The organism is Xanthobacter sp. DMC12 (assembly GCF_056314105.1).
Genome location: NZ_JBQUYZ010000001.1, coordinates 382,474 through 409,468 on the forward strand (window position 1 = coordinate 382,474; position 26,995 = coordinate 409,468).

At 68.5% G+C, this 26,995-nt stretch carries 25 protein-coding genes; 20 read left to right on the plus strand and 5 right to left on the minus strand.

From position 1 onward, the window contains the following. Positions 1-3: 3 nt before the first annotated feature. The 5 genes from ACT535_RS01620 to ACT535_RS01640 form a co-directional block, all read right to left on the minus strand. Positions 4-1,203, minus strand: coding sequence for an amidohydrolase family protein (locus ACT535_RS01620; protein ID WP_476363125.1), 1,200 nt, complete (start codon positions 1,201-1,203; stop codon positions 4-6). Between the two features lie 104 nt (positions 1,204-1,307). Further along, positions 1,308-2,081 carry a ferredoxin--NADP reductase gene (locus tag ACT535_RS01625; RefSeq protein WP_476363126.1) on the minus strand — a complete coding sequence of 258 codons (774 nt, stop codon included), beginning with the start codon at positions 2,079-2,081 and terminating at the stop codon, positions 1,308-1,310. A gap of 16 nt (positions 2,082-2,097) precedes the next feature. Next, entirely contained in the window at positions 2,098-2,430 is a 333-nt protein-coding gene (gene fdxA / locus ACT535_RS01630; RefSeq protein WP_168456980.1) for a ferredoxin FdxA, read from the minus strand. A gap of 325 nt (positions 2,431-2,755) precedes the next feature. Then, positions 2,756-6,229, minus strand: a complete 3,474-nt coding sequence (locus ACT535_RS01635; protein WP_476363976.1) for a molybdopterin cofactor-binding domain-containing protein — start codon at positions 6,227-6,229, stop codon at positions 2,756-2,758. A 71-nt stretch (positions 6,230-6,300) separates the two neighbouring features. Next, a complete protein-coding gene (locus tag ACT535_RS01640; protein WP_476363127.1) occupies positions 6,301-6,786 on the minus strand; it encodes a (2Fe-2S)-binding protein in 486 nt (161 codons plus the stop codon). A 305-nt stretch (positions 6,787-7,091) separates the two neighbouring features. On the opposite strand from ACT535_RS01640, the gene ACT535_RS01645 reads away from it, so the two are divergent. From ACT535_RS01645 to ACT535_RS01740, 20 genes are all read left to right on the plus strand, one after another. Next, a complete protein-coding gene (locus ACT535_RS01645) occupies positions 7,092-8,573 on the plus strand; it encodes a 6-hydroxynicotinate reductase (protein ID WP_476363128.1) in 1,482 nt (493 codons plus the stop codon). A gap of 58 nt (positions 8,574-8,631) precedes the next feature. After that, entirely contained in the window at positions 8,632-9,552 is a 921-nt protein-coding gene (locus ACT535_RS01650) for a UPF0280 family protein (RefSeq protein WP_476363977.1), read from the plus strand. Next, entirely contained in the window at positions 9,545-10,129 is a 585-nt protein-coding gene (locus tag ACT535_RS01655) for an amino acid synthesis family protein (protein ID WP_168456983.1), read from the plus strand. The genes ACT535_RS01650 and ACT535_RS01655 overlap by 8 nt, the downstream gene beginning before the upstream one ends. Then, a complete protein-coding gene (locus ACT535_RS01660; protein ID WP_168456984.1) occupies positions 10,126-10,710 on the plus strand; it encodes an amino acid synthesis family protein in 585 nt (194 codons plus the stop codon). Before ACT535_RS01655 ends, ACT535_RS01660 begins: the two co-directional genes overlap by 4 nt. A gap of 51 nt (positions 10,711-10,761) precedes the next feature. Next, positions 10,762-11,958 (plus strand): ABC transporter substrate-binding protein, encoded by a 1,197-nt coding sequence (locus ACT535_RS01665; RefSeq protein WP_476363129.1) that lies wholly within the window; start codon positions 10,762-10,764, stop codon positions 11,956-11,958. Positions 11,959-12,262: 304 nt separating this feature from the next. Continuing rightward, on the plus strand, positions 12,263-14,146 hold the full coding sequence (locus ACT535_RS01670) for an ABC transporter permease (RefSeq protein WP_476363130.1): 1,884 nt from the start codon (positions 12,263-12,265) through the stop codon (positions 14,144-14,146). Continuing rightward, positions 14,146-14,928 (plus strand): ABC transporter ATP-binding protein, encoded by a 783-nt coding sequence (locus ACT535_RS01675; protein ID WP_476363131.1) that lies wholly within the window; start codon positions 14,146-14,148, stop codon positions 14,926-14,928. Before ACT535_RS01670 ends, ACT535_RS01675 begins: the two co-directional genes overlap by 1 nt. After that, complete coding sequence (locus ACT535_RS01680) at positions 14,925-15,629, plus strand: ABC transporter ATP-binding protein (protein ID WP_476363132.1); 705 nt, start codon at positions 14,925-14,927, stop codon at positions 15,627-15,629. The genes ACT535_RS01675 and ACT535_RS01680 overlap by 4 nt, the downstream gene beginning before the upstream one ends. A 117-nt stretch (positions 15,630-15,746) precedes the next feature. Next, positions 15,747-16,196: a MarR family winged helix-turn-helix transcriptional regulator gene (locus tag ACT535_RS01685; RefSeq protein ID WP_476363978.1), complete on the plus strand. Its 450-nt coding sequence runs from the start codon at positions 15,747-15,749 to the stop codon at positions 16,194-16,196. 313 nt (positions 16,197-16,509) lie between these two features. Beyond that, positions 16,510-17,073: an alkyl hydroperoxide reductase subunit C gene (gene ahpC / locus ACT535_RS01690; RefSeq protein ID WP_024279157.1), complete on the plus strand. Its 564-nt coding sequence runs from the start codon at positions 16,510-16,512 to the stop codon at positions 17,071-17,073. A 167-nt stretch (positions 17,074-17,240) separates the two neighbouring features. Continuing rightward, a complete protein-coding gene (ahpF, locus tag ACT535_RS01695) occupies positions 17,241-18,830 on the plus strand; it encodes an alkyl hydroperoxide reductase subunit F (RefSeq protein WP_476363133.1) in 1,590 nt (529 codons plus the stop codon). Between the two features lie 38 nt (positions 18,831-18,868). Beyond that, entirely contained in the window at positions 18,869-19,777 is a 909-nt protein-coding gene (locus ACT535_RS01700; protein ID WP_476363134.1) for a LysR substrate-binding domain-containing protein, read from the plus strand. Between the two features lie 155 nt (positions 19,778-19,932). Continuing rightward, positions 19,933-21,510 carry a sensor histidine kinase gene (locus ACT535_RS01705; RefSeq protein ID WP_476363135.1) on the plus strand — a complete coding sequence of 526 codons (1,578 nt, stop codon included), beginning with the start codon at positions 19,933-19,935 and terminating at the stop codon, positions 21,508-21,510. Beyond that, entirely contained in the window at positions 21,507-22,139 is a 633-nt protein-coding gene (locus tag ACT535_RS01710) for a response regulator transcription factor (RefSeq protein WP_476326626.1), read from the plus strand. The genes ACT535_RS01705 and ACT535_RS01710 overlap by 4 nt, the downstream gene beginning before the upstream one ends. A 108-nt stretch (positions 22,140-22,247) precedes the next feature. Next, positions 22,248-22,742: a heme-binding protein gene (locus ACT535_RS01715; protein WP_168456994.1), complete on the plus strand. Its 495-nt coding sequence runs from the start codon at positions 22,248-22,250 to the stop codon at positions 22,740-22,742. 119 nt (positions 22,743-22,861) lie between these two features. Continuing rightward, positions 22,862-23,338: a transcription elongation factor GreA gene (gene greA, locus ACT535_RS01720; protein WP_476363136.1), complete on the plus strand. Its 477-nt coding sequence runs from the start codon at positions 22,862-22,864 to the stop codon at positions 23,336-23,338. 152 nt (positions 23,339-23,490) lie between these two features. Further along, complete coding sequence (locus ACT535_RS01725) at positions 23,491-24,624, plus strand: LacI family DNA-binding transcriptional regulator (RefSeq protein ID WP_476363137.1); 1,134 nt, start codon at positions 23,491-23,493, stop codon at positions 24,622-24,624. Further along, positions 24,621-25,295 carry an amino acid ABC transporter permease gene (locus tag ACT535_RS01730; protein ID WP_168456996.1) on the plus strand — a complete coding sequence of 225 codons (675 nt, stop codon included), beginning with the start codon at positions 24,621-24,623 and terminating at the stop codon, positions 25,293-25,295. The genes ACT535_RS01725 and ACT535_RS01730 overlap by 4 nt, the downstream gene beginning before the upstream one ends. 13 nt (positions 25,296-25,308) lie before the next feature. Continuing rightward, positions 25,309-25,962 carry an amino acid ABC transporter permease gene (locus tag ACT535_RS01735; RefSeq protein WP_476363138.1) on the plus strand — a complete coding sequence of 218 codons (654 nt, stop codon included), beginning with the start codon at positions 25,309-25,311 and terminating at the stop codon, positions 25,960-25,962. Between the two features lie 63 nt (positions 25,963-26,025). Further along, positions 26,026-26,841, plus strand: coding sequence for a transporter substrate-binding domain-containing protein (locus tag ACT535_RS01740; RefSeq protein ID WP_168457075.1), 816 nt, complete (start codon positions 26,026-26,028; stop codon positions 26,839-26,841). Positions 26,842-26,995: the final 154 nt, after the last annotated feature.

Consider the following 26,995-nt stretch of genomic DNA (forward strand, 5'->3'; position numbering starts at 1 on the left):
GCCTCAGCCCTTCACGACAATTGGCATGCGGGTGGCAGGCGGCGTGTTGCGCGAGCGCTGGGTGCGCACGATGCCGTCGATGATGGTCATGCACACGCCCGGCAGGTCGCCGAGTCGCACGCTGTCGAGGAGCGTGACGCCGGGCGAATGCTGCGCCTTGTCCATCAGCACGAAATCCGCCGCGCGCCCCACCTCGATCAGGCCGGAATCCAGCGCCCGCATGCGCGCGGTATTGCCGGTGGCGAGGCAGAAGGCCTCTTCCGCCGGCAGTTCGCCGAGGGAGGAGAGCATGGACACCATGCGCAGGATGCCAAGCGGCTGGACGCCGGAGCCCGCCGGGCCATCCGTGCCGAGGATGACGCGCTGCAGTTCGCCCAATTCGCGCGCAAGGCGCAGCGTGTAGAGGGCGGAGCGCTCGTTGCCGTTGTGCACGATCTCAAGGCCGCGCTTGCAGCCCTCGCAGATGCAGCGAATCTGGTTGTCCGGCAGCGCGGTGTGGCCGCCATTGATATGGCCCACCACGTCCGTGTCCGCTTCCAGCACCACATCCTTGTCGATGAGGCCGGAGCCGGGGATGGAGGGGCCGCCGGTGTGAATGGTGGACTGGATGCCGTACTTGCGCGCCCATCCCACCATCTTGCGGGCGGTGGGGCCATCCTTCACGCCGCCAAGGCCGACCTCGCCGAGCAGCTTCACGCCGGCCGCGGCCAGCTCCTTGAAATCGTCCTCCACCATCTCGTTCTCGATGACGGGGGCGCCGGCATGCACCTTCACCCCCGAGGGGCGGAAGGCGGAAAAGGCGCGCTGGGCGGTGATGGCGAGGGCCTTCACGCCGACCACGTCGCGGGCGCGGCCGGGATAATGCACCTCGCCGGCCGAAATCATGGTGGTGACGCCGCCGTGCAGGGAGGAATCGATCCAGTTGATCTGGCTCTGGCGCGGCGTCCAGTCACCGGCCACGGGGTGGACGTGGCTGTCGATGAGGCCGGGGGTGAGGGTGGTGCCGTTGGCGTCGATGAGGGTGGTCGCGCCCTCTGTGTCCACGTCCTTCTCGCGGCCGATGGCGGTGATGCGCCCGTCCAGCGCCACCACCGTGTCGGCGTCGAGAATGGGCTTCGACAGGTCGCCGCTGAGGAGCAGGCCGATGTTGCGGATCACCAGCTTGGTGGGGCCGGCGGGACCGGTTGGCGCGTCGTGGGCCATGCTCTCGTCTCCGGAGGGGGCGCGGCGACGCGCGCCTTTCTGTTTGTAGGCATATGAAGATTACGCCCGCGCCGGGCCGCTGAAAACCGGGCGCGGAGTGGATTTCACCGTTCGGCGAACGCCTTTTCGATCACGAAATGCCCCGGCTCGCTGCCCGAGCCCTCGGCGAAGCCGCGGGATTCAAGCAGCGTCTTCAGGTCGACCATCATGGCCGGCGACCCGCAGATCATCACGCGGTCCGTCGCCGCATCGAGCGGCGGCAGGCCCACATCCGCGCAAAGCTTGCCGCTTTCCAGCAGGGTGGAGATGCGCCCCGTGTTGCGGAAGGGCTCGCGGGTCACGGTGGGGTAATAGAGCAGCTTGGCCGCGATCTCCTCGCCGAGGAATTCGTGGGCGGGGAGTTCCTGCGTGATGAGCTCCTCATAGGCGAGGTCCGCCACGTGCCGGCAGCCGTGGACGAGCACCACCTTCTCGAACCGCTCATAGGTCTCCGGATCGCGGATCACCGAGAGGAAAGGCGCGAGGCCCGTGCCGGTGCCGAGGAGGTAGAGGGTCTTGCCGGGGAGCAGATTGTCCATCACCAGCGTGCCGGTCGCCTTGCGACCCACCGTGATGGCGTCGCCCACCTTGATGTGCTGGAGGCGGGAGGTGAGGGGGCCGTTCGGCACCTTGATGGAGAAGAATTCCAGCGTCTCTGCCCAGGCCGGGCTCACCACCGAGTAGGCGCGCAGCAGAGGGCGGCCATCCACCTTCAGGCCGATCATAGTGAATTCCCCGGTGCGGAAGCGGAAGCCGGGGTCGCGGGTGGTGGTGAAGCTGAACAGGCGGTCGGTCCAGTGATGGACGCTGAGCACCTGCTCCTCGAAGAAATTGCTCATGGGGAGTCTCGGAAGATCAGAGGCTTGCAGGATCGGCGGAGAGGAGGGCGCGCTTGTCCGGCGTGTCCTTCCAGGCGTCGGCATCAGCGGGCGGCGGACCCTTCTCGGTGATGTTGGGCCACACCGCCGCATATTCGGCATTGAGCGCGGTCCATTCGGCGGCGCGCGGGTCGCTGTCCGGGAAGATGGCGGCTGCCGGGCATTCCGGCTCGCACACGCCGCAGTCGATGCACTCGTCCGGATGGATCACCAGCATGTTCGCGCCGGCATAGAAGCAATCCACCGGACACACGGCCACGCAATCCATGTAGGTGCAGCGGATGCAGCCTTCGGTGACGACATAGGCCATGGGAACGCCCTCGGCATATTGTTTGTGTACAAATGAAAATAGAGTCGGACTGCGAAGGCTGTCAACGGCTTGGCAGGTATCCGATGCGGCTCTTTTGGGCAGCGGGGCGGGATATTTTGGGCAGGGAGGGGGTGGACGCCGGATAAGGTCATCGCGGGGGGCCAACTGCACCGTCGTCATGGCCGGGCTTGTCCCGGCCATCCACGTCGTGCCGATGGCCCAATGTTTCCAAAGAGGTTCCCAGCCGTTCCACATGGATGGCCGGGACAAGCCCGGTCATGACGACGGAGAAAAGAGCGATATCGCTCCCCGCTCACCCGCCTCCCTAATGCGTCGGCGACGCCCGCAGCCGCGCTACGGTCCCCTCAAGCCCCTCCCACGGGGGGGCATCCGGCGCGAACTTGGCGCGCAAGTAGCGCACGAGGTCGGCCACCTGCGCATCGTCGAGGCTGTCGCGGAAGGCGGGCATGTCGCCCAGCTCCGGCGCGGCGGGCTTGGGGATGCCTTCCAGGATGACGCGGATGAGATTGTCCGGCCGCGCCGCATGGACATTGGTGTTGAGCGCCAGCGCCGGCCGCGCGCCGAACAGGGTCGGCCCCTCCGGCGCATGGCAGGCGGCGCAGGCGCCGGCGAAGAGGCGGCCGCCAACGGTGTCCATGGGGCGCAGCGAGGTTTCGGTTTTGGCCTCCAGCGTCGCCGCCGCCGCGACGGGATCGGCGATGGCGGGGCCGGAGAGCGAGGCGAGATAGACCGCCATGGCCCGCACATCGGCGTCCGGGACCTCTGACAGCGCATGCACCACCGGCGCCATGGGGCCGGCGGCGGTGCCGTGGAAGCGGGAGAATCCGGTGCGCAGATAGGTGAACAGCTCGTCCTCGGTCCACGGAATCGGCGCTTTCGACAGCTCCGTGAGGGCCGGCGCCTCCCACCCGTCCGCGAAGCCTCCGGCCAGATAGGCCGCGCCGGCCTTCTCCGCGCCCAGCGCATTGCGCGGCGTGTGGCAGGCGCCGCAATGGCCGAGGCCCTCCACGAGGTATCGTCCCCGGTTCCACTGGGGGGATTGCGCCGCCTCCGCCTGAAGCTGGCCGGGGCGGTGGAACAGGAGGTTCCAGCCGGCCATCAGCGGGCGGATGTTGAAGGGGAAGGTCATCCGATTTTCGGGCGGGGCCGCCGTCACCGCCGGCTGCGACATGAGGAAGGCGTAGAGGGCCTGCATGTCGGCATCATTGATGCGGCTGAAGGCGGTGTAGGGGAATGCGGGGTAGAGATGCCGCCCGTCGCGCCCGATGCCCTCGCGCATGGCGCGCTCGAAGGCGGCATAGGACCATGCGCCGATGCCCGTCGCGACGTCCGGCGTGAGATTGGTGGAATAGACCGTGCCGAACGGCGTATGCAGCGGCCGCCCGCCGGCATTGGCGGTGCCGCCTTCCGCCGTATGGCAGACCGCGCAATCCCCCAGCGCCGCCAGCATCCTGCCGCGCGCGATCATGTCGGCGGAGAAGGTGGAGGGATCGGGCGGGGAGATGGGGGCGATGGCGCCACGAATGGGCAGCGCCAGCGTGGCCATGCCCAGGGCGCCCGCAAGGGCCGCGCCGGCCATGGCGAACCAGGGACGGCGCTTTTTCTCCTTCACCGGCCGGGGCGGGGCCTCGCCAGCCAGTGCGGCGCGCACGCGATCGGGCGTGAAGGGCGGTTCGCGCAGGCGCACGCCGGTGGCGTCGAAAATGGCATTGGCGATGGCTGCCGCGCTGGGCACCGAGGCGGATTCGCCTGAGCCCAGAGGCGGGTCGTCCGGCCGGGGCATCAGCACCACGTTGATGACCGGCACTTCCGGGAAGGTGAGGATGGGATAGGCGCCCCATTCCCGGCTCGTCACCGCGTGGTCGTCGAACGTCACCTGCTCCTTCAGGGCGCGGGAGGTGGACTGGATGACGTTGCCGTGGATCTGGTGCTCGATGCCGGCCGGGTTGATCATCAGCCCGGAATCCTGGCCCACGGTGACGCGCTTCACCGCCACGTCGCCGGTCGCCTTGTTCACCTCCACATCCGCCACCCAGGCGGACCAGGCGGCGCCATAGCCGGGAAATTTGGAGTGGACATAGAGGGCATAGGCGAAGCCCTGCCCCCGCACGATGTCGCCTTCCACCACCTCAAGCCGTGGGCCCGTGCGCGTCTGCCAGCCGGCGCGTTCGGCCGTGGCCTTCACGAGGTCCACGGCGCGCGGATCGTGCAGGTGGCGCAGGCGGTAGTCCACCGGATCGACCCCGGCGGCGGCGGCCAGCTCGTCCACATAGCTCTCATGGGCGAAGCTGTTGGGCAAAGCCGAGACGCCGCGCAGCCAGGAAGCGCGGACGATGGGGGCCACATCGTCCACCGCCACGCGCACCACGTCGTAGGCATAGGGCGGAATGGCGGTGCGGTCGCCCATCTCATAGACGGGATTGTCCGCCGGCACCCGGCCGGTCAGCAGCAGCGCCAGCGTAACGGCGGCGTTGGAGGGGTAGCGGGTGAGGAAATCGTAGAAGGCGGGTGTGCCGTCCGCGTTGATGCCGCCCTTGACCTCCATGAGCTGGCCGGCGCCCTTGGGCTCCCACGCATGCTCCTGCTCGCGGGTGAGCTGCACGCGCACCGGCCGGCCCACGGCGCGGGAGAGCAGGGCGGCGTCGGCGGCTACATCGTCCGCGCAATTGCGGCCATAGCAGCCTGCCGCCTCGAAGCGGATGATCTCGATGTCCTCTTCCGGCAGGCCCAGCAGGACCGAGATGTCGGTGCGCAGCGGATAGGGGTTCTGCGAGCCCGCCCAGACGGTTGCGCGGTCCTCCTGCACGTCGGCGACGGCGCAGGAGGGGCCGATGGAGGCGTGCATCTGGTAGGGCCAGACATAGGTCGCCTCGATGACCTGCGCGGCCTCGGCACGGGCCGCATCGACGCTGCCCTGCTCGTGGAGAAGCCGCGTCTTGGCCGCCTCGGCCCCGCGCAGGGCCTCCTCGGTGCGCGAGAGGTCGGGCAGGGCAGGGGTATCGCGCCACTCGGTCTTCAGCACGCGGGCGGCCTCGGCGGCCTGCTCCTCGCGCTCGGCGACGATGCCGATGAAGTCGCCCATGGTGACGACCGCCACCACCCCCGGAATGTGGGCGACGGAGTGCTCGTCCACCCGGATCAGGCTCTTGCCCACGAACGGGCCGGCATCGATGCCCGCATAGGGCGGTCGCACCACGCGGCCGTGCAGCATGCCCGGCACGCGCACGTCGTGGACATAGGCGAAGGTGCCCGTCGCCTTGGCCGGAATATCCACGCGCGGCACGCGGCGGCCGACGATGCGGTGTTCGCTCGCCGGCTTCACCGCCGTTTCCTGATGCAGCATCAGCCGGTCGGCGCGGCCCTTGAGCAGGTCGGCATAGGAGAAGCCGGTGTTGCGCCCATCCTTCGGGCGGACGATGCCCTCCTCCACCTCCAGCTCATCGGCAGGAATTCCCAGCGCCTCGGCCGCGAGCCCGACGAGATGAGCACGGGCCTGCGCTGCCGCGTGGCGCAAAGGGCGGGCGGAGACCTGGATGGAATCGGAGGCAATGGTGGCCCCCTGGTTCGGCGCGACGCCGGTGTGCCCGAGAACCATTGTGACGCGGTCCAGCGCCACATCCAGTTCCTCGGCGACAATCTGGGCCAGCGCCGTGCGGATACCGGTGCCGAGGTCCACATGACCGTTGAAGGCGGTGACGGCGCCCTGATCGTCCACCAGCAGGAACAGGTCGAGGGCGCCATCCCTGGGTGGCGCGCTGTGGACGAGGCCGAAGACCATCTGCGCCGGACGCAGAATGGCGAGATTGCCGCTGGCCGCCAGCAGAGCGGAAGGATCGGGACGCGGCTCGCTCAAGGCTGCGCCTCCGCTTCACCGGCGCCGGCCGCCGCCCGCAGCACCGCGCGCAAAATCTCCACATGCGTCCCGCAGCGGCACAGATTGTAGCGCAGCGCCGCCCGGGCCTCGGCCTCGGTGGGGGAGGGGTTGCGGGCGAGGAAGGCGACGGTGGTCATGATCATGCCGTTGAGACAATAGCCGCACTGGGCGGCCTGCTCGGCGATGAAGGCGGCCTGCACCGGGTGCAGGGTGCCCTCGCTCGCAAGCCCCTCCAGCGTCGTCACCGCGCGCCCTTCGGCGGTGCCGAGCGTGGTGACGCAGGAGCGAGTCGCCTTCCCGTCCATCAGCACCGTGCAGGCTCCGCACTCCCCGAGGCCGCATCCGAACTTGGGGCCGTTCAGCCCCAGGTCGTTGCGCAGCACATAGATCAGCGGCGTCTCGCGCGGCAGCGCGAAGGCGTGGGTTTCGCCGTTGACCTGGAGTAGGATGGGGGCGGACATCTCTAGGGGACCGCTCAGCCTTTGCCGCAGGAGACCGGGACCGGCGCCGGTCCGTTACGGGCTAGATTGTTTCTATACTAATAATCCAGCGTCAAGCGCGGGGTGCGCCCAAAACGGAGGCTGTTCTGGCCAGTCCGGACCCGTGCGCAGCATCAAAAATGCTGCAAATGCAAAAGAATGGCAGCAGTGCTGCCTCTTCGTGCGGCCTGCCCGTTCCTTGTGCTTGACACTTCGGGCCGACGCGATTTTCATTAGTGTACATATGAAATCGGATGCCCCCGCTGCGGGGCCGGAGCCGGGGTTCCATGGCCGAAGAGTCCACCATCACCGCCCGCGCCGAGGATGACAAGATCCGCTGCGATGCGTGCCCGGTCATGTGCTACATCCGGCCCGGCCTCACCGGCGCCTGCGACCGCTACGCCAACCGCGACGGCGAGTTGATCCGCGTCGATCCCCACATCGTGCTCGACCGCACTTTGGCGCAGGGCGGCAAGGTGGTGCCCTTCGACCGCGGCGGCGACTGGGACGGGCGGCTGGTTGCGGGCGGCGAATCCTTCGTCACGGCGGTGGGCTCCGGCACCACCTATCCCGACTACAAGCCCGCGCCCTTCATCGTCTCGGCCGAGGTGAACGGCGTGGACATGGTGACGGTCGTCACCGAGGGCATCTTCAGCTACGCCGGAGCGAAGGTGAAGATCGACACCGACCGCTTCATCGGCCCCGAGCAGGCGGCGGTGCGGGTGGACGGCGAGGCGGTGGGCCATGTCACCACCTCCGAATACGGCTCGCAGATGCTGTCGCTGGGCGGCGTGCATCACCTCACCGGCGGCTCCAAGAAGGAAGGCCGCGTCACCTGCGAGGCGCTGCTGGAGCTGTGCAACGGAAAGGCCGTGGAACTCTCCATCGACGGTGGCGCCACGCTCGTGGTCCAGGCCGGCAAGCCGCCCATCGTGAACGGCGCCGAGGAGGCGCGCATGCGGGTGGGCTGCGGCTCCGCCACCATCGGCATGTTCGCCAAGCAGTGGCACGGCAAGGTGGATGAGGTGGTGGTGGTGGACGACCACATCACCGGCGTCCTCTCCGAGCATCAGGCCGGCAAGCTGCTTGGCATCCGCGACACCGGCATCCGCATGAAGGGGCGCCGCTCCACCCCCGGCCGCTATTTCCAGGTGGCCGAGCCGGGCCTCGGCTGGGGCGGCACCAACATTTCCGATCCTTTGTCGATCCTCTCGCCCTTCGACGCCAAGCTGGCATGGCCGGGCCTGCGGCTGCTGCTGGTGTCCACCACGGGCGAGCATTACGGCTATTACGTCCTCGATGAGCATCTGGTGCCGGTGGAGACCGAAGTCCCCGCCGATCTCTATCCCTCCGTCGAGCGCATCCGCGAGAATTGCGAACCGGCGCTGTCCTCCGTGCTGTTCATGGCCGGTGCGGGCGGCTCGCTGCGCGCGGGCGTGACGGAGAACCCGGTGCGGCTGACGCGCTCGGTGAAGGATTCCATCACCCGCGTCACATGCGGCGGCGCGCCGGTCTATGTCTGGCCGGGCGGCGGCATCACCTTCATGGTGGATGTGACGCGCGTGCCGGAGCACGGCTTCGGTTATGTGCCGACCCCGGCGCTGGTGGCGCCCATCGAATTCACGCTGCCGCTCGCTGCCTATGAGGCGCTCGGCGGCCACATGGATCATGTGCGCCCTGCGAGCGCGGTGATCGAGCGCGAGGCGGTGCGCGAGATGGCGCCCTTCTCCGATATCCCGTGGCCGCTCGCGGCTCGGTCCCAGGGCTGAGTCCATGCTGCGCCCAGCCGACATTGCCGCTCAACCGCCCAAGGTCGCGATTCCCGCGATGCCGGTGCAGCGGCGCCTGCCGCAGGCGGGGCTGCTGGCGGACGGGCGGCGGCTGCATCTCAATGACGGCCCCATCGATCTCGTGATCGAGGCCGATGGCCCGGCGGATGTGGTGGCCGCCGCCTATCGCGCGGCGACCGAACGCCTCGCGGGCCTTCTCGATACGCTATGCGGCGAGCTTTCCCTGCTCCGCCGTCCCGCCCATCCCGGGTCCTGCCCCCTTCAGGGCCCGGTGGCGCGGCGCATGTGGGCGGCGGTGTCGCCCCATGCGCGCGCCGGCTTCATCACCCCCATGGCGGCGGTTGCCGGCGCCGTGGCGGAGGAGGTGCTCGCCGCCATGGTGCGGCCGGGCCTCGTCCGCGCCTTCGTCAACAATGGCGGGGATATCGCGCTTTATCTCGCGCCGGGCGCCGAGCTGGTGGCGGGTATTGTGGATAGGCCGGACCGCCCGCGCGTGGTCGGCTCCGCCCGCATCACGGCGGATGGCCCGGTGCGCGGCATCGCCACGTCGGGCTGGCGCGGGCGCAGCTTTTCCCTCGGTATCGCCGATGCCGTGACCGTTCTCGCGCCCAGCGCGGCGGCTGCGGATGCGGCGGCCACCGTCATCGCCAATGCGGTGAACCTGCCCGCCCATCCCGGCATCGTCCGGGTGCCGGCGCGCCAAGTGCTGCCCGACAGCGACCTCGGCCTCTTGAAGGTGACGCGCCACGTGCCCGATCTGACACCCGCCGAGCGGGACGAGGCGCTGGCCGAAGGCCTCGCGGTGGCCGGCGCGCTGGTGGCGCGCGGCCTCATCACGGCGGCGGCGCTGCATCTGCAGGGCGCCAGCGTCTCCACCTGTCCGATTGGGGATGCCAGCGTGTCATCCCGTCCGATTACCTTTGCCACAGAACAAGAAAGAGGCGTCGCCCATGCCTGAGGTCAAGATCCGCAAGCAGGTCCGCATCCTGGAGGAGATCTTTCACGAGGGCGGCCCGGCGGCCGCCACCCCGCGCAAGCGCGGCGCCATCGTGACGGTGATCGAGAACCCGTTCGCCGGCCGCTACGTGGAAGACATCGCCGGCTTCATGGATGACCTGAAGCCCCTCGGTGTCTCCATGGCCAAGGAACTGCTTGCCGCCCTCGGTGGCGACGCCAAGGCCATCGACGGCTACGGCAAGGGAGCTATCGTCGGTGCCGCCGGCGAGATCGAGCACGGGGCGCTGTGGCATGTGCCGGGCGGCTACGCCATGCGCGAGGCTCTGGGCGATGCCAAGGCCATCGTGCCCTCCACCAAGAAGGTGGGCGGGCCGGGGACAAGGCTCGACGTGCCGGTGACCCATGTGAACGCCTCCTATGTGCGCTCGCACTTCGACGCCATGGAAGTGGGCGTGTCCGACGCCCCGAAGGCGGATGAGATCGCCCTCGTGTTGGTCATGACCTGCGGCCCGCGCGTCCATGCCCGCGTCGGCGGCCTCGCGGCGGAAGCCATCAAGGGCGAGGACGGCCTGCGATGAGCGCGAACATCCGCAAGATCGTCACCATCGTGGAGGAGACGCGGACCGAGATGGGTCGCCCCGTCTCCCCGCCCACCCGGCGCGCGGCGGCCATCGCGGTGATCGAGAACCCCTTCGCCGGCCGCTATGTGGAAGACCTTTCCGACCTCATCGCCATGGGCGACGAGCTGGGCGGGCTTCTCGCGAAGAAGGCTGTGGAGGCCCTCGGCATCGAGGGGCCGTCCGCCGAGAGCTACGGCAAGGCTGCTTTGGTGGGCGAGAACGGCGAGCTGGAACACGCCGCGGCCCTTCTGCACCCCAAGATGGGCGCGCCGGTGCGCGCCGTGCTGGGCAAGGGCGCGGCGCTCATTCCCTCGTCCAAGCGGCGGGGCGGCCTCGGGGCGGAGCTGGACATCCCGCTCGGCCACAAGGATGCGGCCTTCGTGCGCAGCCATTTCGACGGCATGATCGTGAGCGTGTCGGATGCCCCGCGCGCAAACGAGATCGTGGTCGCCGTGGCGGTCACGGATTCCGGACGGCCACTGCCGCGCGTCGGCGGGCTGAAGAAAGACGAGATCAAGGGCGAGGACGGGCTGAGATAGGCCCGCCCCGCGCGCGGACGGTTCAACTGAAATCATAAAAGGGGAATGGACATGAAGAAGCTGGTCGCGGCATCCCTCGCCGCTCTCCTCCTCGCCGCAGGCGGGGCGCGGGCGCAGCAGGGCGAGATCAAGGTAGGCGAGATCAATTCCTATTCGTCGCTGCCCGCCTTCCTCGATCCCTATCGCAAGGGGATGGACCTGGCGCTGAAGGAAGTGAACGACGCGGGCGGCATCAAGGGCAAGAAGCTCGTCATCATCTCCAAGGACGACGGCGGCAAGCCGGCCGACGCGCTCACCGCCGCCAACGAGCTGGTCTCGCGCGACGGCGTGGTGATGATCGCCGGCGGCTTCCTCTCCAATGTCGGCCTCGCGCTCGCTGACTTCGCCAAGCAGAAGCAGGTGATGTACCTCGCCGCCGAGCCGCTCACCGATGCGCTCGTCTGGTCGAAGGGCAACGAATACACCTTCCGCCTGCGCACCTCGAACTACATGCAGGCCGCCATGCTGGCGGAAGAGGCGGCGAAGCTGCCGGCCAAGCGCTGGGCGACCATCGCCCCCAACTATGAGTTCGGCCAGTCCTTCGTCGCGGTGTTCAAGGACCTCCTGAAGAAGCGCAAGCCGGACGTGGAGTTCGTGGCCGAGCAGTGGCCCCCGCTGGGCAAAATCGATGCCGGCCCGGTGCTCCAGGCCATCGACGCCGCCAATCCCGACGCCATCCTCAATGCCACCTTCGCGGGCGACCTCGTGAAGCTGGTCCGCGAGGGCAACACCCGCGGCATCTTCAAGAACCGCGCGGTGGTGAGCTATCTCACCGGCGAGCCGGAATATCTCGACCCGCTGAAGACCGAGACCCCCGAGGGCTGGATCGTCACCGGCTATCCCTGGTACGGCATCAAGACCGCCGAGCACCAGGCGTTCCTCGACGCCTACCAGCAGCTCCACAAGGACTATCCGCGCCTCGGCTCCATCGTCGGCTACTCGACCGTGAAGTCCATCGCGGCGGTGCTGAAGGCGACGGACGACTATTCCACCGCCGGCCTCGTGAAGGCGATGGCGAACCTCAAGGTCTCCACCCCCTTCGGCGATGTGGTCTATCGCGCGGCCGACCACCAGTCGACCATGGGCGCCTATATCGGCACCACCTCGCAGAAGGACGGGCAGGGCATCATGGTGAACTTCCAGTTCAAGCCCGGCGCCGACTACCTGCCGCCCGAGGCCGAAGCCGCGAAGCTGCGCCCGGCGAACTGAGGGGCCGCACCCTTTTGAAGCGGTTCCCCGGACCAGCGACACCGCAGGTGGAGCGCCGATCCGGGGCCCAAGGGAAAGGTCGGCGAAGCCGGCACCTGCCCGCAGAGCCTGGGAATAGAGCCGCCTGCGGCGAGGTTGTTGCGCTGGGCCACGGCTCTCCTTCCGCTTCGCTCCAGTCGGCCGAGGCACGAGTTTCCCTTCTCCCGCACGCGGGAGAGGGGTCCCAATCGACCGGCCCCTTCCCTCGACGGCGGGTGGCCCAAAAAGACCAAAACTTCCAGCAGGTGAACGAGAGGCTGAAGCCGTGGAATTCCTTCTGGTCCAGGCCCTGAGCGGGCTCGCCAGCGCCGCGTCGCTGTTTCTGGTGGCGTCGGGACTGTCGATCATCTTCGGCGTCACGCGCATCGTGAACTTCGCCCATGGCGCCTTCTACATGCTGGGCGCCTATGTGGCCTACACGCTGACGACACGCTTCGCCGGCCCGCTCGGCTTCTGGGGCGCCATCGTCGCGGCGGCGATCATCGTCGCTTTGCTCGGCGCACTGATGGAGATGGTGCTGCTGCGGCGCATCTATCAGGCGCCCGAACTCTTCCAGCTTCTCGCCACCTTCGGCGTGACGCTGATGGTGCAGGACCTCGTGGTGGTGATCTGGGGGCCGGAAGACCTACTCGGCCCGCGCGCGCCCGGCTTCTCCGGCGCCATCAGCCTGTTCGGCCGCATGGTGCCGACCTACGACCTGTTCATGATGACCCTCGGCCCGGTCGTGCTCGGCATCCTGTGGCTGCTCTTTCACAAGACCCGCTGGGGCGTGCTGGTGCGCGCGGCGACGCAGGACCGCGAGATGGTCGCGGCGCTGGGCGTGAACCAGAAATGGCTGTTCACCGGCGTCTTCGCCCTTGGCGTCTTCCTCGCCGCGCTGGGCGGCGCCCTGCAGATCCCGCGCACCACCGTGACCCATGCCATGGACCTCTCCATCATCGTGGAGGTGTTCGTGGTGGTGGTCATCGGCGGCCTCGGCTCGGTGTTCGGCGCCTTCGTGGCGGCCATCATCGTCGCGGAGCTGAACGCCTTCGGCATTCTCATCCTGCCGCAGATCTCGCTCATCACTGTCTTCCTCGTGATGGCGGTGGTGCTGGTGGTGCGGCCCTGGGGCCTGTTCGGCAAGCCGGAGAGCGCGCCTCGTGCCGCCGCCGGCCTCACCATCCGGCCCTGGCGGCCGTTCACCCAGGCTGAGCGTGTCGCGGTGGCGGGGGCGGTGCTGGCCGCGGCGACGCTGCCGTTCCTCCTCGGCAATTATGCCCTCACGGTCGGGGCGGAAATCCTCATCTACGTGCTGTTCGCGGCCAGCCTGCATTTCATGATGACGGTGGGCGGCCTCGCCTCCTTCGGCCACGCGGCCTACTTCGGCCTCGGCGCCTATGGCGCGGCGTTCCTCGTCAAATACATGGGCGCGCCCATGGAGGCGGCGCTCATCGTCGGGCCGCTGCTGGGCCTGGCCGGGGCGGTGCTGTTCGGCTGGTTCTGCGTGCGGCTGTCGGGTGTCTATTTCGCCATGCTGACGCTGGCCTTTGCGCAGATCGCCTGGTCCATCGCCTTCCAGTGGGTGGACGTGACCGGCGGCGACAACGGCCTGCTCGGCATCTGGCCGGCGACCTGGGCGTCGCGTCCCGCCGGCTTCTTCTGGCTGGCGCTGGGCATCGCGGTGGTGGGCGTCGGGCTGCTCAGGATGCTTGTGTTCTCGCCGTTCGGCTACGGGCTTCGGGCGGTCCGTGACAGTGCGCTTCGGTCCGAGGCCATCGGCCTTAACCGGCAGCGGATGCAGTGGGCGGCCTTCATCGTCGCCGGCACCTTCGCAGGGCTGGCGGGGGCGATGTTCGCCTTCCTCAAGGGCTCGGTGTTCCCCGACTACATGGCCATTCCCACGTCGGTGGACGGCCTGGTGATGGTGCTGCTCGGCGGTGTCGAGACGGTCTCCGGCGCGGTGGTGGGCGCGGTGCTCTACAAGGCGCTGGCCATCTGGCTGATGAGCCAGACCGACCTCTCCAAGCTGGTGCTGGGCGGCGTCATCGTCGTCATCGTGCTCGCGTTCCCCAAGGGGGTCGTGGGCTTCATCGAGGACCTGCGCCATCGCTGGCCCCGCAAGGGCAACGGCGCAACCGTCGGCGCCACCAAGGCGGAGGCCGCGTGATGAGCCCGCTGCTCGAAGTCAAAGACCTGATGAAGTCCTACGGCGGCGTCCACGCCGTGCGCGGCGTGTCCTTCACGGTGGAGGCGGGGCAGATGCTCGCCCTCATCGGCCCCAACGGGGCGGGCAAGAGCACCTGCTTCAACATGCTCAACGGGCAGATTCCGCCCGATGCCGGCACGGTGCGCATCGAGGGCAAGGACATCAAGGGCCTGCCGCCGCGCGCGGTGTGGCGGCTCGGCGTCGGCCGCACTTTCCAGATCACCGCGACCTTCGCCTCCATGACGGTACGCGAGAACGTGCAGGTGGCGCTCCTCTCGTTCCACGGGCTGATCTCCCGCGTATTCGGCTTCGCCGGCGCGGCCTGCCGGAGGGAGGCGGATGCGCTGCTCGCCCTGGTCGGTCTCACCACCCAGGCGGAGCGGCCGTGCGGGGAGCTGGCCTACGGCGACCTCAAGCGGCTGGAACTGGCGGTGGCGCTGGCCAATGAGCCGCGCCTCCTCCTCATGGACGAGCCCACCGCCGGCATGGCGCCGCGCGAGCGCGTCGAGCTGATGCGCCTCACCGCCGAGATCGCCCGCGCCAAGGGCATCGGCGTGCTCTTCACCGAGCATGACATGGACGTGGTGTTCGAGCACGCCGACGAAGTGATGGTGCTCAACCGCGGCCAGCTTATCGCCCGCGGCACCCCGGCCGAGGTGCGGCGCGACCCGCAGGTGCGCGCCATCTATCTCGGTGAAGGGCTGCTCTACGACGCACGGCACCGCGAGGGGACTGCGGCATGAAACTTCAGGTCTCGAACCTCAACAGCCACTACGGCCCCGCCCACATCCTCTACGACGTGGGCCTGGAGATCGGTGCCGGCGAGGTGGTGGCGCTTCTCGGCCGCAACGGGGCGGGCAAGAGCACCACGTTCCGCTCCATCGTCGGCCTCGTACCCCAGCGCGCGGGCACGGTGATGTTCGATGGCGCCGACGTCTCGCGCCTGCCCACCTACGAGATCGTGCGGCGCGGCCTCGGCTATGTGCCGGAAGACCGGCGCATCTTCAGCCATCTCACGGTGGAGGAGAATTTCGAGGTGGGCCGCCAGCCGCCGCGCCCGGGCGTCGCCACCTGGACGCCGGACATGCTCTACAAGCTGTTCCCGAACCTCGGCGAAATGCGCAAGCGCCCCGGCGGGCAAATGAGCGGCGGCGAGCAGCAGATGCTCACGATCGGCCGCACCCTGATGGGCAACCCCTCCCTCGTGCTGCTGGACGAGCCCTCCGAAGGGCTCGCACCCAAGATCGTGGAGCAGATGGCGGACGCCATCCTCGCCATGAAGGGGGAGGGGCTCTCGGTGGTCATCTCCGAGCAGAACCTGCACTTCGCCAAGCTGATCTCGGATCGCGCCTACATCATCGAGAAGGGGCGCATCCGTTTCTCCGGCACCATCGCGGATCTGGAAGCCAATCCGGAAATCCGCGACGCCTATCTGGCGGTCTGAGCCATGGCGTCGGAGCCCAAGGCCCTGCGGACGCCCCGCGCGCCCCGGAAGACGGCAACCCCCGAGGCGGCCACAACCGCGCCGGAGAAGGCTGCGCCGCCCAAAGCCACCCCTCCCATGCAGGTGCGCCGCCCGGTGCGGCGCACGCGGGCGAATACGCCCTATGTGCTGGACGAGCAGGTGGGCTTCATCCTGCGGCAGGTGGGCCAGCGCCATGCCGCCATCTTCGCCGCGCGTATCGGCGACGACCTCACGATGACTCAGTGGGCGGCCCTGTCGAAGCTCGCCGAGACCGGCCCCTGCTCGCAGAATCTGCTCGGTCGACTGACCGCCATGGATGCCGCCACCATCAAGGGCGTGGTGGACCGCCTCGTGCGCCGTGGATTCGTGGAGACACGGCCGGACACCGAGGACGGCCGACTGCTGGTGGTGGTGCTCACCTCCACCGGCGAGGAGGCCGTGGCGCGCGCCAGCGTGAACGCCTTCGCCATCACCGAGGAAACGCTCGCGCCGCTGGATGCCGCCGAACGGGCGATGCTGCTGAAGCTGCTGGACCGGCTGCGCTAGCCCCGCCTCGATCTTCCCGAAAGAAAGGGATTCGACCCGCGCGCCGCTGGGGCGCGCGGACGGCTGCGTGCGACCTTCCCAATGGTAAAATGCGCGCTTCTGTCGCAGCGCATCAACGTCAGCCGAGCCATTGGCCGAACACCTGCCAACCTCTTGTTTCGCGCGCGAAATCAGGCGCGGGGCCGACAAATTGATAGAGTAAAACTATCGATATCGCAGAACTTATCTATTTCACTTATGGCATCGAGCCCCATATGTTGCACTGCGATGGCTCCGGCCCGTCGCAGCGCAAACACCCCATCGAGGAATTGCCATGTCGCTCGTCAATACTAAGATCAAGCCTTTCACGACGCAGGCTTTCAAGGACGGCAAGTTCATCCAGGTTTCGGACACCGATCTCGCCGGCAAGTGGGCCGTCTTCTTCTTCTATCCGGCCGACTTCACCTTCGTCTGCCCGACCGAGTTGGGCGATCTGGCCGATCACTATGGCGAGTTCCAGAAGCTCGGCGTCGAGATCTACTCGGTCTCCACCGACACCCACTTCACCCACAAGGCCTGGCACGATTCCTCCGAGACCATCGGCAAGGTGAAGTACACCATGCTCGGCGACCCGGCGGGCGTCATCACCAACAACTTCGGCGTGATGCGCGAAGGCCAGGGCCTCGCCGACCGCGGCACCTTCGTGGTGGACCCGAACGGCGTCATCCAGGCCGTGGAAGTCACCGCCGAGGGCATCGGCCGTGACGCCGCCGACCTGTTGCGGAAGATCAAGGCTGCCCAGTACGTCGCCTCCCATCCTGGCGAGGTCTGCCCTGCCAAGTGGCAGGAAGGCGAGAAGACGCTGGCGCCCTCCCTCGATCTCGTCGGCAAGATCTGAGGTTTTCAACCCCGATCCGGCCTTGAGGCTTTTGCCTTGAGGCCCCACCGGCTCCCGAAAGGGAGGCGCCCCGACCGTCCGCCGCAGCCTTTGGCCAGCGGCGGACGTGGCCCTTTTGTACCCCGCCGGCTCATGGATCCGGCGCGTTTTTCTGCCGGAGGATTGCGATGCTCGATGCTGCCATGAAGACCCAGCTCAAGGCTTATCTGGAGCGCGTGGTCCGTCCCGTCGAAATCACCGCCGCGGTGGATGGCGGGCCGAAGTCGCAGGAAATGAGCGCGCTTCTGGCCGACATCGCCGAACTCTCCGACAAGATCACCGTGCGGGAGCACCAGGAGCCGGGCGCGCGTGTCCCGTCCTTCTCCTTGTCGAGCCCCGGCCAGGACATTTCCCTCACCTTCGCCGGCCTGCCCATGGGCCACGAATTCACCTCCCTCGTGCTGGCGCTGCTGCAGGTGGGCGGCTATCCGCCCAAGGTGGAGGAAGCGGTGATCGAGCAGGTGAAGGCGCTCGACGGCGACTTCGTGTTCGAGACCTATTTCTCCCAGTCCTGCCAGAATTGCCCGGACGTGGTGCAGGCCCTGAACCTCATGGCCGTGCTGAACCCGCGCGTGAAGCATGTGGCCATCGATGGCGCCCTGTTCCAGGCGGAAGTGGACGCGCGGCAGGTGATGAGCGTGCCCACCGTCTATCTCAACGGCGAGGTCTTCGGACAGGGCCGCATGGGCATCGAGGAGATCGTCGCCAAGCTCGACACCGGCGCGGCCGCCCGCGATGCCAAGCGCATGGGCGAGATGAACCGCTTCGACGTGCTGGTGGTGGGCGGTGGCCCGGCCGGCGCCACGGCCGCCATCTACGCCGCCCGCAAGGGCATCCGCACCGGCGTTGCTGCCGAGCGCTTCGGCGGGCAGGTGCTGGACACCATGGCCATCGAGAACTTCATCTCCGTTCCCTACACCGAGGGGCCGAAGCTCGCCGCCGCGCTGGAGCAGCACGTGCGCGAGTATGAGGTGGACATCCTGAACCTCCAGCGCGCCGTCAAGCTCGTCCCCGGCAAGGACGTGGTGGAGGTGGAATTCGCCAACGGCGCCAGCCTGCGCTCGCGCACCGTCATCCTCGCCACCGGCGCCCGCTGGCGGCAGATGAACGTGCCCGGTGAGGACGCCTATCGCAACAAGGGCGTGGCCTACTGCCCCCATTGCGACGGCCCGCTGTTCAAGGGCAAGCGCGTGGCGGTCATTGGCGGCGGCAATTCCGGCGTGGAAGCGGCCATCGACCTCGCCGGCATCGTGGCTCACGTCACGCTGATCGAGTTCGACAGCGCGCTGCGCGCCGACGAGGTGCTCCAGCGCAAGCTGAAGAGCCTCAACAATGTCACCATCCTGACCTCCGCCCGCACCACCGAGGTGCTCGGCGACGGACAGAAGGTGTCGGGCCTCACCTACGAGAACCGCAACACCGGCGAAATCAACAAGGTGGAGCTGGAAGGGATCTTCGTGCAGATCGGCCTCCTGCCCAACACCGAATGGCTGAAGGGCGTGGTGGACCTCTCCCCGCGCGGCGAGATCGTCGTGGATGCCCACGGCCAGACCTCGGTGCACGGCGTGTTCGCGGCCGGCGACTGCACGACCGTGCCCTACAAGCAGATCGTGATCGCGCTGGGCGAAGGGGCGAAGGCCTCGCTCTCCGCCTTCGATCACCTGATCCGCACCAGCGCCCCCGCCGAGGACAAGGAGGCGGCCGTGAAGGCCGCCTGATTGGGCCGCCTGACCGGACCGGCGGCGGGGCGGGCATCATGACCCTGCGCGAGCTGCAATATCTCCTCGCCCTCGCCGACACCCGCAGCTTCCGCCGCGCGGCGGAGCTGTGCAGCGTCAGCCAGCCCACGCTCTCCACCCAGATCCGCAAGCTGGAGGAGGAACTGGGCGTCGCGCTCATCGAGCGCACGCCGCGCAAGGCCATGCTCACCCCCGCCGGCCGCGATGCCGTGGAGCGGGCGCGGCGTATCCTCACCGAGGTGGACCAACTGAAGGAAGCGGCGCGCCGCAGCCGCCATGCGGAGGGCGGCGCGCTGAAGCTGGGCGTGTTCCCGACACTCGGACCCTACCTCCTCCCCCATGTGGTGCCGCTCATCCGCCAGCGGTTTCCTGAGCTGGAGCTGCTGCTCTTCGAGGAGAAGAGCGCCAACCTCATCCAGCGACTGAACCTCGGTACGCTCGACGCCGCCTTCCTCGCGCTGCCGGTGCATGACACCCATTTCCACAGCGAGTTCCTGTTCGAGGAGCCGTTTCTCCTTGCCGTACCCGGCACGCACAGCCTCGCCCGGCGCGACACTTTGGGCGTGGCGGAGCTGGCGGGGCAGAATCTGATGCTGCTGGAGGAGGGGCACTGCCTGCGCGACCAGGCGCTGGATGTGTGCCACCAGTCCGGCGCGCGGGAGAAGTCCGAGTTCCGCGCCACCAGCCTCGAGACGCTACGCCAGATGGTGGCGGCGGGCGTCGGCATCACGCTCCTGCCCATGCTGGCGACGCGTAACCCGGTGCCGCCGGCGCAGAACATCCACCTCCTGGCCTTCTCGGATTCCCGCCCCAGCCGGCAGATCGCGCTGCTCTGGCGCAAGACCTCGGCGCTGGGGCAGCTGCTGCATCAGGTTGCCGACATCTGCCGCGGCCTGCCGGACGACCTGCTGACCCTGCGCCACTGAGCGGACTCCGGCCACGGCCGTTGGGGCAACCCATGCCGGGTGCGTTGAAATTTCCGCGCGCACAGCTTTCCTCGATTTTCGCGCCCCTCGACCGGTGCTAAAACGTTCAAGTTCGAGCCGGCAAATCAGCCCCCGGGGGGAGGGAGGTCGAAGCAGTGATCCGGCGTACCTTTGCCCTCAGGTCCGTCGCTGCCCTCCTCGTGGTCTGGGTCGGTCTCGTCGCGGTCTTCGCGATGCTGATGATCCGGAGCAACCTTTCGCGCGCCGATGCGGAAGTGGAAGCCGAGGGCGTCGCCCTGCACCGGCTTCTCTCGCAGCGCGTCGCGCAGCACGACGCCCACCTCACCAGCCTCGCCGCGCTCGTGCAGGCGACCGATCCGCCGCCGGCGGAAACGATCCGGCAGGTCGCCACGGGCATCATGCGCTATTACAAGCGCATTCTCTCCATCCGGGTTCTGGAGATGACGGACGAGCAGGCCATCGAGACGGTGGTTGCCGTGCCTGTCGAGAGCGAGGGCATGCCAATGCCCGCCTTCGCGCACCTCGCGTTTGGCCAGAGGGCGGGCGAGGCGCGCTATTATGTCGATCCCGCCCATCCCGAGCATTATTTTCTCGGCAAGCGCGCCGGCAACAGCCGGCGCCTCGCCATCATCCTGGAGATCGACCCCAACGGCCTCCTGACGCCGGATGAGCGGCTCTCCAGCGATCACATCAGCATGGGCCTCGGACCTTATGCGCTGACCGGCCAGCCGCCTGTTGCCGATCCCGGCGCCTTCGCCACGCTCGCCTTCACCCGCCCCGCCGACAGCACCACCCAGCCGGTGAATCTCGGCATCGAGCGCTCGGTCTCCTTCTACAAGGCCGTCGCCCCCGGGCCCGTCGCGGCCTTCGCGCTGGTCTCGCTGCTCGCCCTGTTCGCCGGACGCTACACGCTGATCCAGCGGCACGAGGCGCGCCATTCCCAGCAGCTCGCCGCGCTGGCGGAGGAGCGCAGCCGCCTTCTGGAGCGCGAAACCCAGCTCGCCCATGCCGCGCGGGTCAATTCGCTGGGCGAACTCGCCTCCGGCATCGCCCACGAACTCACCCAGCCGCTGACGGCTCTCCTGAGCCAGAGCCAGGCGGCGCTGCGCCTGTCCGGTCCCGACGGCGACCCCGCGCGGCTCTCCGAGGCGCTCGACGCCAACGTGCGGGAGGCGCGCCGGGCGGGCGAGATCCTGCGCCGGATGCGCGACTACATCGCCCGCCGCACCAGCGAGCGCACGCCCGTGGACATCAGCAACGTGGTGGAAGACGCAGCGACCCTCGCCCGCGCCGACCTCTCCCGCCGCGGCATCACGCTGGAGCTGGACCTGGAGCGGCCCATGCCCCTTGCGAACGCGGACCCGGTGGAGCTGGAGCAGGTGCTGCACAACCTCATCCGCAATGCGGCCGACAGCCTCGAGGAGCGTGATGGGTCGGACAAGCGCATCCTGATCCGCACCTTCGACGCCGGCGAGACGGTGGCGATCCGCGTCAGCGACACCGGCAAGGGCATTTCGGCGGATGTGATGCCGCGCCTGTTCGAGCCCTTCTTCACCACCAAGAGTGAGGGCATGGGGCTTGGCCTCTCCCTTTGCGCCACCCTGGTGGAGCGTGCGGGCGGCGCCATCGAGGCCGAGGCCCGGCCGGGGGAGGGCGCCTCCTTCCTCATCAGCCTCCCGGCCCTTCCGGAACGCCGGCTGGCGGCGCAGTGAGCGCTCCCCGCATCTATCTCGTCGACGACGATGCGGCCGTGCGGCAGGCGCTGGCGCTGCTGCTCTCCACCTACGGCATGACGGTGGAGGCCTTTGCCGATCCCGAGACGTTCCTCGCCCATGTGGACCCGGAGCGCCCCGGCTGCCTCCTGCTCGACCTCAGGATGCCCATGATCTCCGGCATCCAGCTCAAGGAGAAGCTCGCCGCCCGCGGCATCGACTGGCCGGCGGTGATGATTACCGGCCACGGCGACGTCAACGCCTGCCGCCGGGCGTTCCGCGCAGGCGTGGTGGACTTCCTCACCAAGCCGGTGGACGAACAGGTGCTGCTCGATGCCCTCGGCACTGCGGCCCGCGCCCTTGACGCGCTCATGGAACGGCGCGAGGCGGCCTCCCTCCTCGCCAGCCTCACCGAGCGCGAGCGGGAGGTGCTGGACATGGTGTGCCGTGGCTGGGCGAGCAAGGAAATCGCCGCCGCGCTCAGCGTTTCGCCGCGCACCATCGACGCCCACCGGGCGAACATCGCGGAAAAGCTCGGCACCTCCTCCGTGGCGGATTTCGTGCGCATGACGCTCAACGCAACGCTCAACGCCCGCGTGCTCGGTAGTTCTACCGATCCCGCCCGGTGAGGCGACGGATTCAAGGCGGCTCCAACCCTGGCCTAGACAGGCTCTGCGCCATCGCCCGGCGCAGAAGAATCCGGCCGAATGGCCGAGACCCCAGGGAAAGGGCCAATAATGAACCGCCTCCTCCTCGCCGCCGCTGCCTCCGTCACGTTCGTCACGCTCGCCGGCCCCGTCGCGGCGCAGGCGCTGCAGGAGCGGAACATGCCGCTGGCGATCGCCCTCGACATCGCCCGCGAGGGTGTCGCGGCCTGCGCGGCGCAGGGCTACAACGTGTCGGTGGCGGTGGTGGACCGCGCCGGCGTCCTGAGGGCCTTCGCCCGTGCCGACAATGCCGGCCCGCACACGGTCGAGGCGGCGCGCCGCAAGGCCTTCACCTCCGCCTCCACCCGCACCCCGACCACGGTGATCGTCGAGAATGTGCAGAAAAACCCCGCCTCTGCGCAGCTCGTGGCCATCGACGGTTTCCTGGTGCTGGGTGGAGGCGTGCCGGTGAAGGTGGGCAACGAGACCATCGGTGCGGTGGGCATCGGCGGCGCCCCGGGCGGCAACCTCGACGAGGCCTGCGCGCTCGCTGCCATCGCCAAGGTCGAATCCCAGCTCAAGTGAGCGGAGCCTCCCGTCGCCGAGCGGCGGGAGCCGGTTGAAAGCCTGATCCCGGATGCTTAGGTCAATGATCCTCCTGTCTCAGGGGGATGATGCCTCAAGCTCCGGGATTTGCGTTTTAAATGTCCGTCGCCTTCACGCGTGAGAACGACCTCGAAGCCACCGCCGCCGACCTGCCGGACCGGCCCGTCTCGCCGCATCCGAACCTCGTGACGGCGAGCGGCCTTGCGGCGCTCGATGCGGCGCTGGCCGAGGCGCGCGCCGCTTACGGCGAGGCGCAGATGGGTGACGTGCAGGCCGACCGCATGGCCATGGCCCGCGCCACCCGCGACCTGCGCTATTACGGTGCCCGCCGGGCCACCGCCCAGCTCATCGAGACCCCGCCCCATCCCGAGACCGTCCAGTTCGGCACCACGGTGACCCTCGACCGCGAGGACGGCCGCCGCCAGACCTTCCGCATCGTCGGCGAGGACGAGGCCGATCCCGCCAAGGGCTCGGTGTCCTATGTCTCGCCCCTCGCCGCCGCCGTGATGGGCAAGGCGGTGGGGGATGTGGCCATGGTGGCGGGCCGTGAGGTGGAAGTCGTCGCCATCGCCTGAGGGTCCCGCAACGCTCCGGCTCGCCAGCCGGGAGCGTTGCGGCGCAGCATTTAGATCGATCTAAATTTTCGTTGACCGCACCCCGCGCCTTCTCCTAGACAAGGGCCGTCGAGAGGTTCGTTAAGAACCCGTTACCGGCAAGGAGGCTGCGCGTGGAGGGTGCCAAGGGGCCACAGGGCCGCCGCTCGCCGGCCGCCCGCGATGCTGCCGAGCCGGCCGGTGTGCCGGACGAGGCGCCGCTCGCCGGTGGCCTCCGGGTGCGGCTGAAGGATGTGGCGGCCCATGCCGGCGTCTCCCGCGCCACGGTCTCCCTCGTCCTGCGCAAGAGCCCGCTGGTGAAGGCGGAGACCCGCACCAAGGTCGAGGAGGCCATGGCCGGCCTCGGCTACGTCTACAATCGCAGCGCCGCCAATTTGCGCTCGGGCGCCTCGCGCACCGTGGGCCTCGTGCTCTGCGAGATCATCACCCCCAACTTCGCCCAGTTCACCGCCGGCATCGATGAAGTGCTGGGCACCGAGGGCTACATGGCCTTCATCGGCAACGCCGCCGAGGATGCCGCCCGCCAGCGTGACGTGCTGGTGCGGATGCAGGAGCACGGCGTCGACGGGCTGGTGGTGGTGGCATCCGAGAACACCCGCGCCGACGCGCTGGAGGAGGGGGCCTGCGCGCGCATGCCCTGCGTCCTCGCGCAGCGCCGCGTGGAGGGCTTTCCCGCCGATTATGTCGGCCCGGACTACGGCGCCGGCATGGAGCTCATCACCGAGCATCTGATTGCCCTCGGGCATCGCAACATCGCCTTCATCGGCGGCGTTCGGCGCATCGCGCCGCTCGCCGAGCGCATGGCCGGCTTCCACCGCGCGCTGCGCCGCCACAAGCTGAAGAGCGGGCCGGTGGTGCCCTGCGCGGTCATCGAGCGCTCCTCCGGCTACGCCGCCGCGCGCGAGCTTCTGGCCAAGGGGGAAATCCCCTCGGCCATCGTCTGCTACAACGACGTGGTGGCCCTGGGCGTCATGCTCGCCCTCGACGAGCGCGGCCTCGTGCCGGGCCGGGACGTGGCCGTGGTGGGCTGCGACGACGTGGACGAGGCGGGCCTGCACCGCCCCGCGCTCACCACCTTCACCACCGATCCCCGCGTGGTCGGGCGCGAGGCCGCGCGGCTGCTGCTGCGCCGCATCGCCCATCCCGACCGCCCGCGGGAAGAGATCATCGTTCCGCCGCGTCTCGTCATCCGCCAGTCGTGCGGAGCGGGGAAGGCTGCCCATCGCCCGACAGGAGGCGCAAGATGACCTACGTCTTCCAGTTCGGAGACGTCTTCAACGCCTGGCCCGAGCTGCTGCTCGGCGCGTGGCTGACGATCCGCCTTTCCGGCCTTGCCATGATCCTCGGCCTTCTCGTGGCGGTGATCTGCGCCCTGGGCAAGACACAGGGGCCGCGCCCGATCCGCTGGCTTGTGGACGTGTATGTGGAAGTGATCCGCAACACGCCCTTCCTGGTGCAGATCTTCATCATCTTCTTCGGCCTGCCGCGTGCCGGCGTGCGGCTCGATGCCAACGAGGCGGCGCTCCTCGCCATGGTCATCAACGCCGGCGCCTATTGCACCGAGATCGTGCGCGCGGGCATTGAGACCATTCACCGGGGCCAGATCGAGGCCGGGCTGGCGCTCGGCCTCAAGCGGCTGCAGATCTTCCTTTATGTGGTGCTGTTCCCGGCGCTGAAGGCGATCTACCCGTCCCTCACCAGCCAGTTCATTTTGCTGATGCTCACCTCCTCGGTCGTCTCCGCCATCTCGGCAGAGGAACTGACGGCGGTGGCGAACAACCTGCAATCGCAGACCTTTCGCTCGTTCGAGATCTACATCGTGGTGACGGGCATGTATTTCGCCATGTCGCTGATGTTCGCCGGCGCCTTTGCGCTCATCTATCGCGCGGTGTTCGCGCGCACCGACGCCGCGCGTTGAGGAGGGGAGCGACATGATCCGCCAGTTCACCTCCGCCGAATTCCTCTTCCTCATCTCCGCCGTGCGCTGGACGCTGCTGCTCTCGGCCATCGCCTTCGCGGGCGGTGCGGCACTGGGCCTGCTGGTCGCCCTCGCACGGACCGCCCCGTGGCAGTGGCTGCGGGCGACGGCCGGGGCCTACATCCTGGTCTTCCAGGGCACGCCGCTGCTGATGCAGCTCTTTCTCGTTTTCTTCGGCGCCACCATGGTGGGCGCCTCGGTGGACCCGCTGGCCGCAGCCGCCATCGGCCTCACGCTGAACGCCGCCGCCTTCCTCGGCGAGATCTGGCGGGGTTGCATCCAGGCCATCCCGAAGGGCCAGTGGGAGGCCTCCACAGCGCTGGGCCTGCATTACGTGACGCGGATGCGCGAGATCATCCTGCCGCAGGCGGCGAAGATCGCGGTGGCGCCCACGGTCGGCTTCCTGGTGATGCTGGTGAAGAGCACGTCGCTCGCCTCCATCATCGGCTTCGTGGAGCTGACCCGCGCCGGGCAGATCGTGAACAATGCGACCTTCCGGCCGTTCCTCGTGTTCGGCATCGTCGCGGCGATCTACTTCGCTCTGTGCTGGCCGCTCTCGCTCTACGCCCGCCACCTCGAAAAGCGTTTCGGCACCGTGTCCCGGTGACGGTTCAGGTTGACCCTCAAGACAAAGGCCGCCCCGGAGGCGGCGCAGACGGAGGAAGAGACGATGACTTTCGGCACCATTCTGAAGAGCGCGCGCGGCGCCGTCGCGGCGCTGGGCCTCGCGGCGCTGGCCGCCACCGGCCTCTCCCACGGCGCCTCGGCGCAGAGCATCGACGACATCCTGTCGAAGAAGAAGCTCACCGTCGGCATGCTGGTGGACGTCGCCCCGTTCGGCCTGCTCGACACCCAGGGCAAGCCGGAAGGCTATGATGCCGACGTCGCCCGCCTCATGGGCAAGTATCTCGGCGTTGAGGTGGAATTGGTGCCGGTGACCGGGCCGAACCGCATCCCGTACCTGCTCACCAACAAGGTGGACGTGCTCATCGCGGTGTTCGGCATCACCCCCGAGCGCGCCAAGCAGGTGATGTTCTCCATCCCCTATTCCACCATCGAGATCCAGCTGATCGGTCCCAAGAAGACCGAGATCAAGAGCCTCGACCAGACGGTGGGCAAGAAGATCGCCGTGGCCCGCGCCTCCACCCAGGATACCGCGCTCACCGCTGCCGTGCCGAAGGGCGCCACCATCATGCGCTTCGACGACGACGCGACGGCCGTGCAGGCCTTCCTCTCCGGCCAGGTGGACCTGCTCGGCGCCAACAACCTCATCGGCGCCAACATCGCCCAGGCCAATCCGGACATGGGCATCGAGAAGAAGATCACCCTGCGCAGCCAGTACAACGGCATCACCGTGCGCCGCGGCTCCACTGACTTCCTGCAGTGGATCAATACCTTCCTCTATTTCGTGAAGAACAATGGCGAACTCGACGCCATCAACCAGAAGTGGTTCAAGGAGCCGCTGCCGGTGATGCCGACGTTCTGAGGAACGGGCCCTGTTCCCCGGACCAGCGACACCGCAGGTGGAGCGCCGATCCGGGGTCCAGAGGGAAGTTCGGCGCAGCCGGCGAAACGTTGGCTGCGCCACCATTGGCGCACACGTCAGGCCATAACGGAACAGACACGAGAAGGGCCTAGCC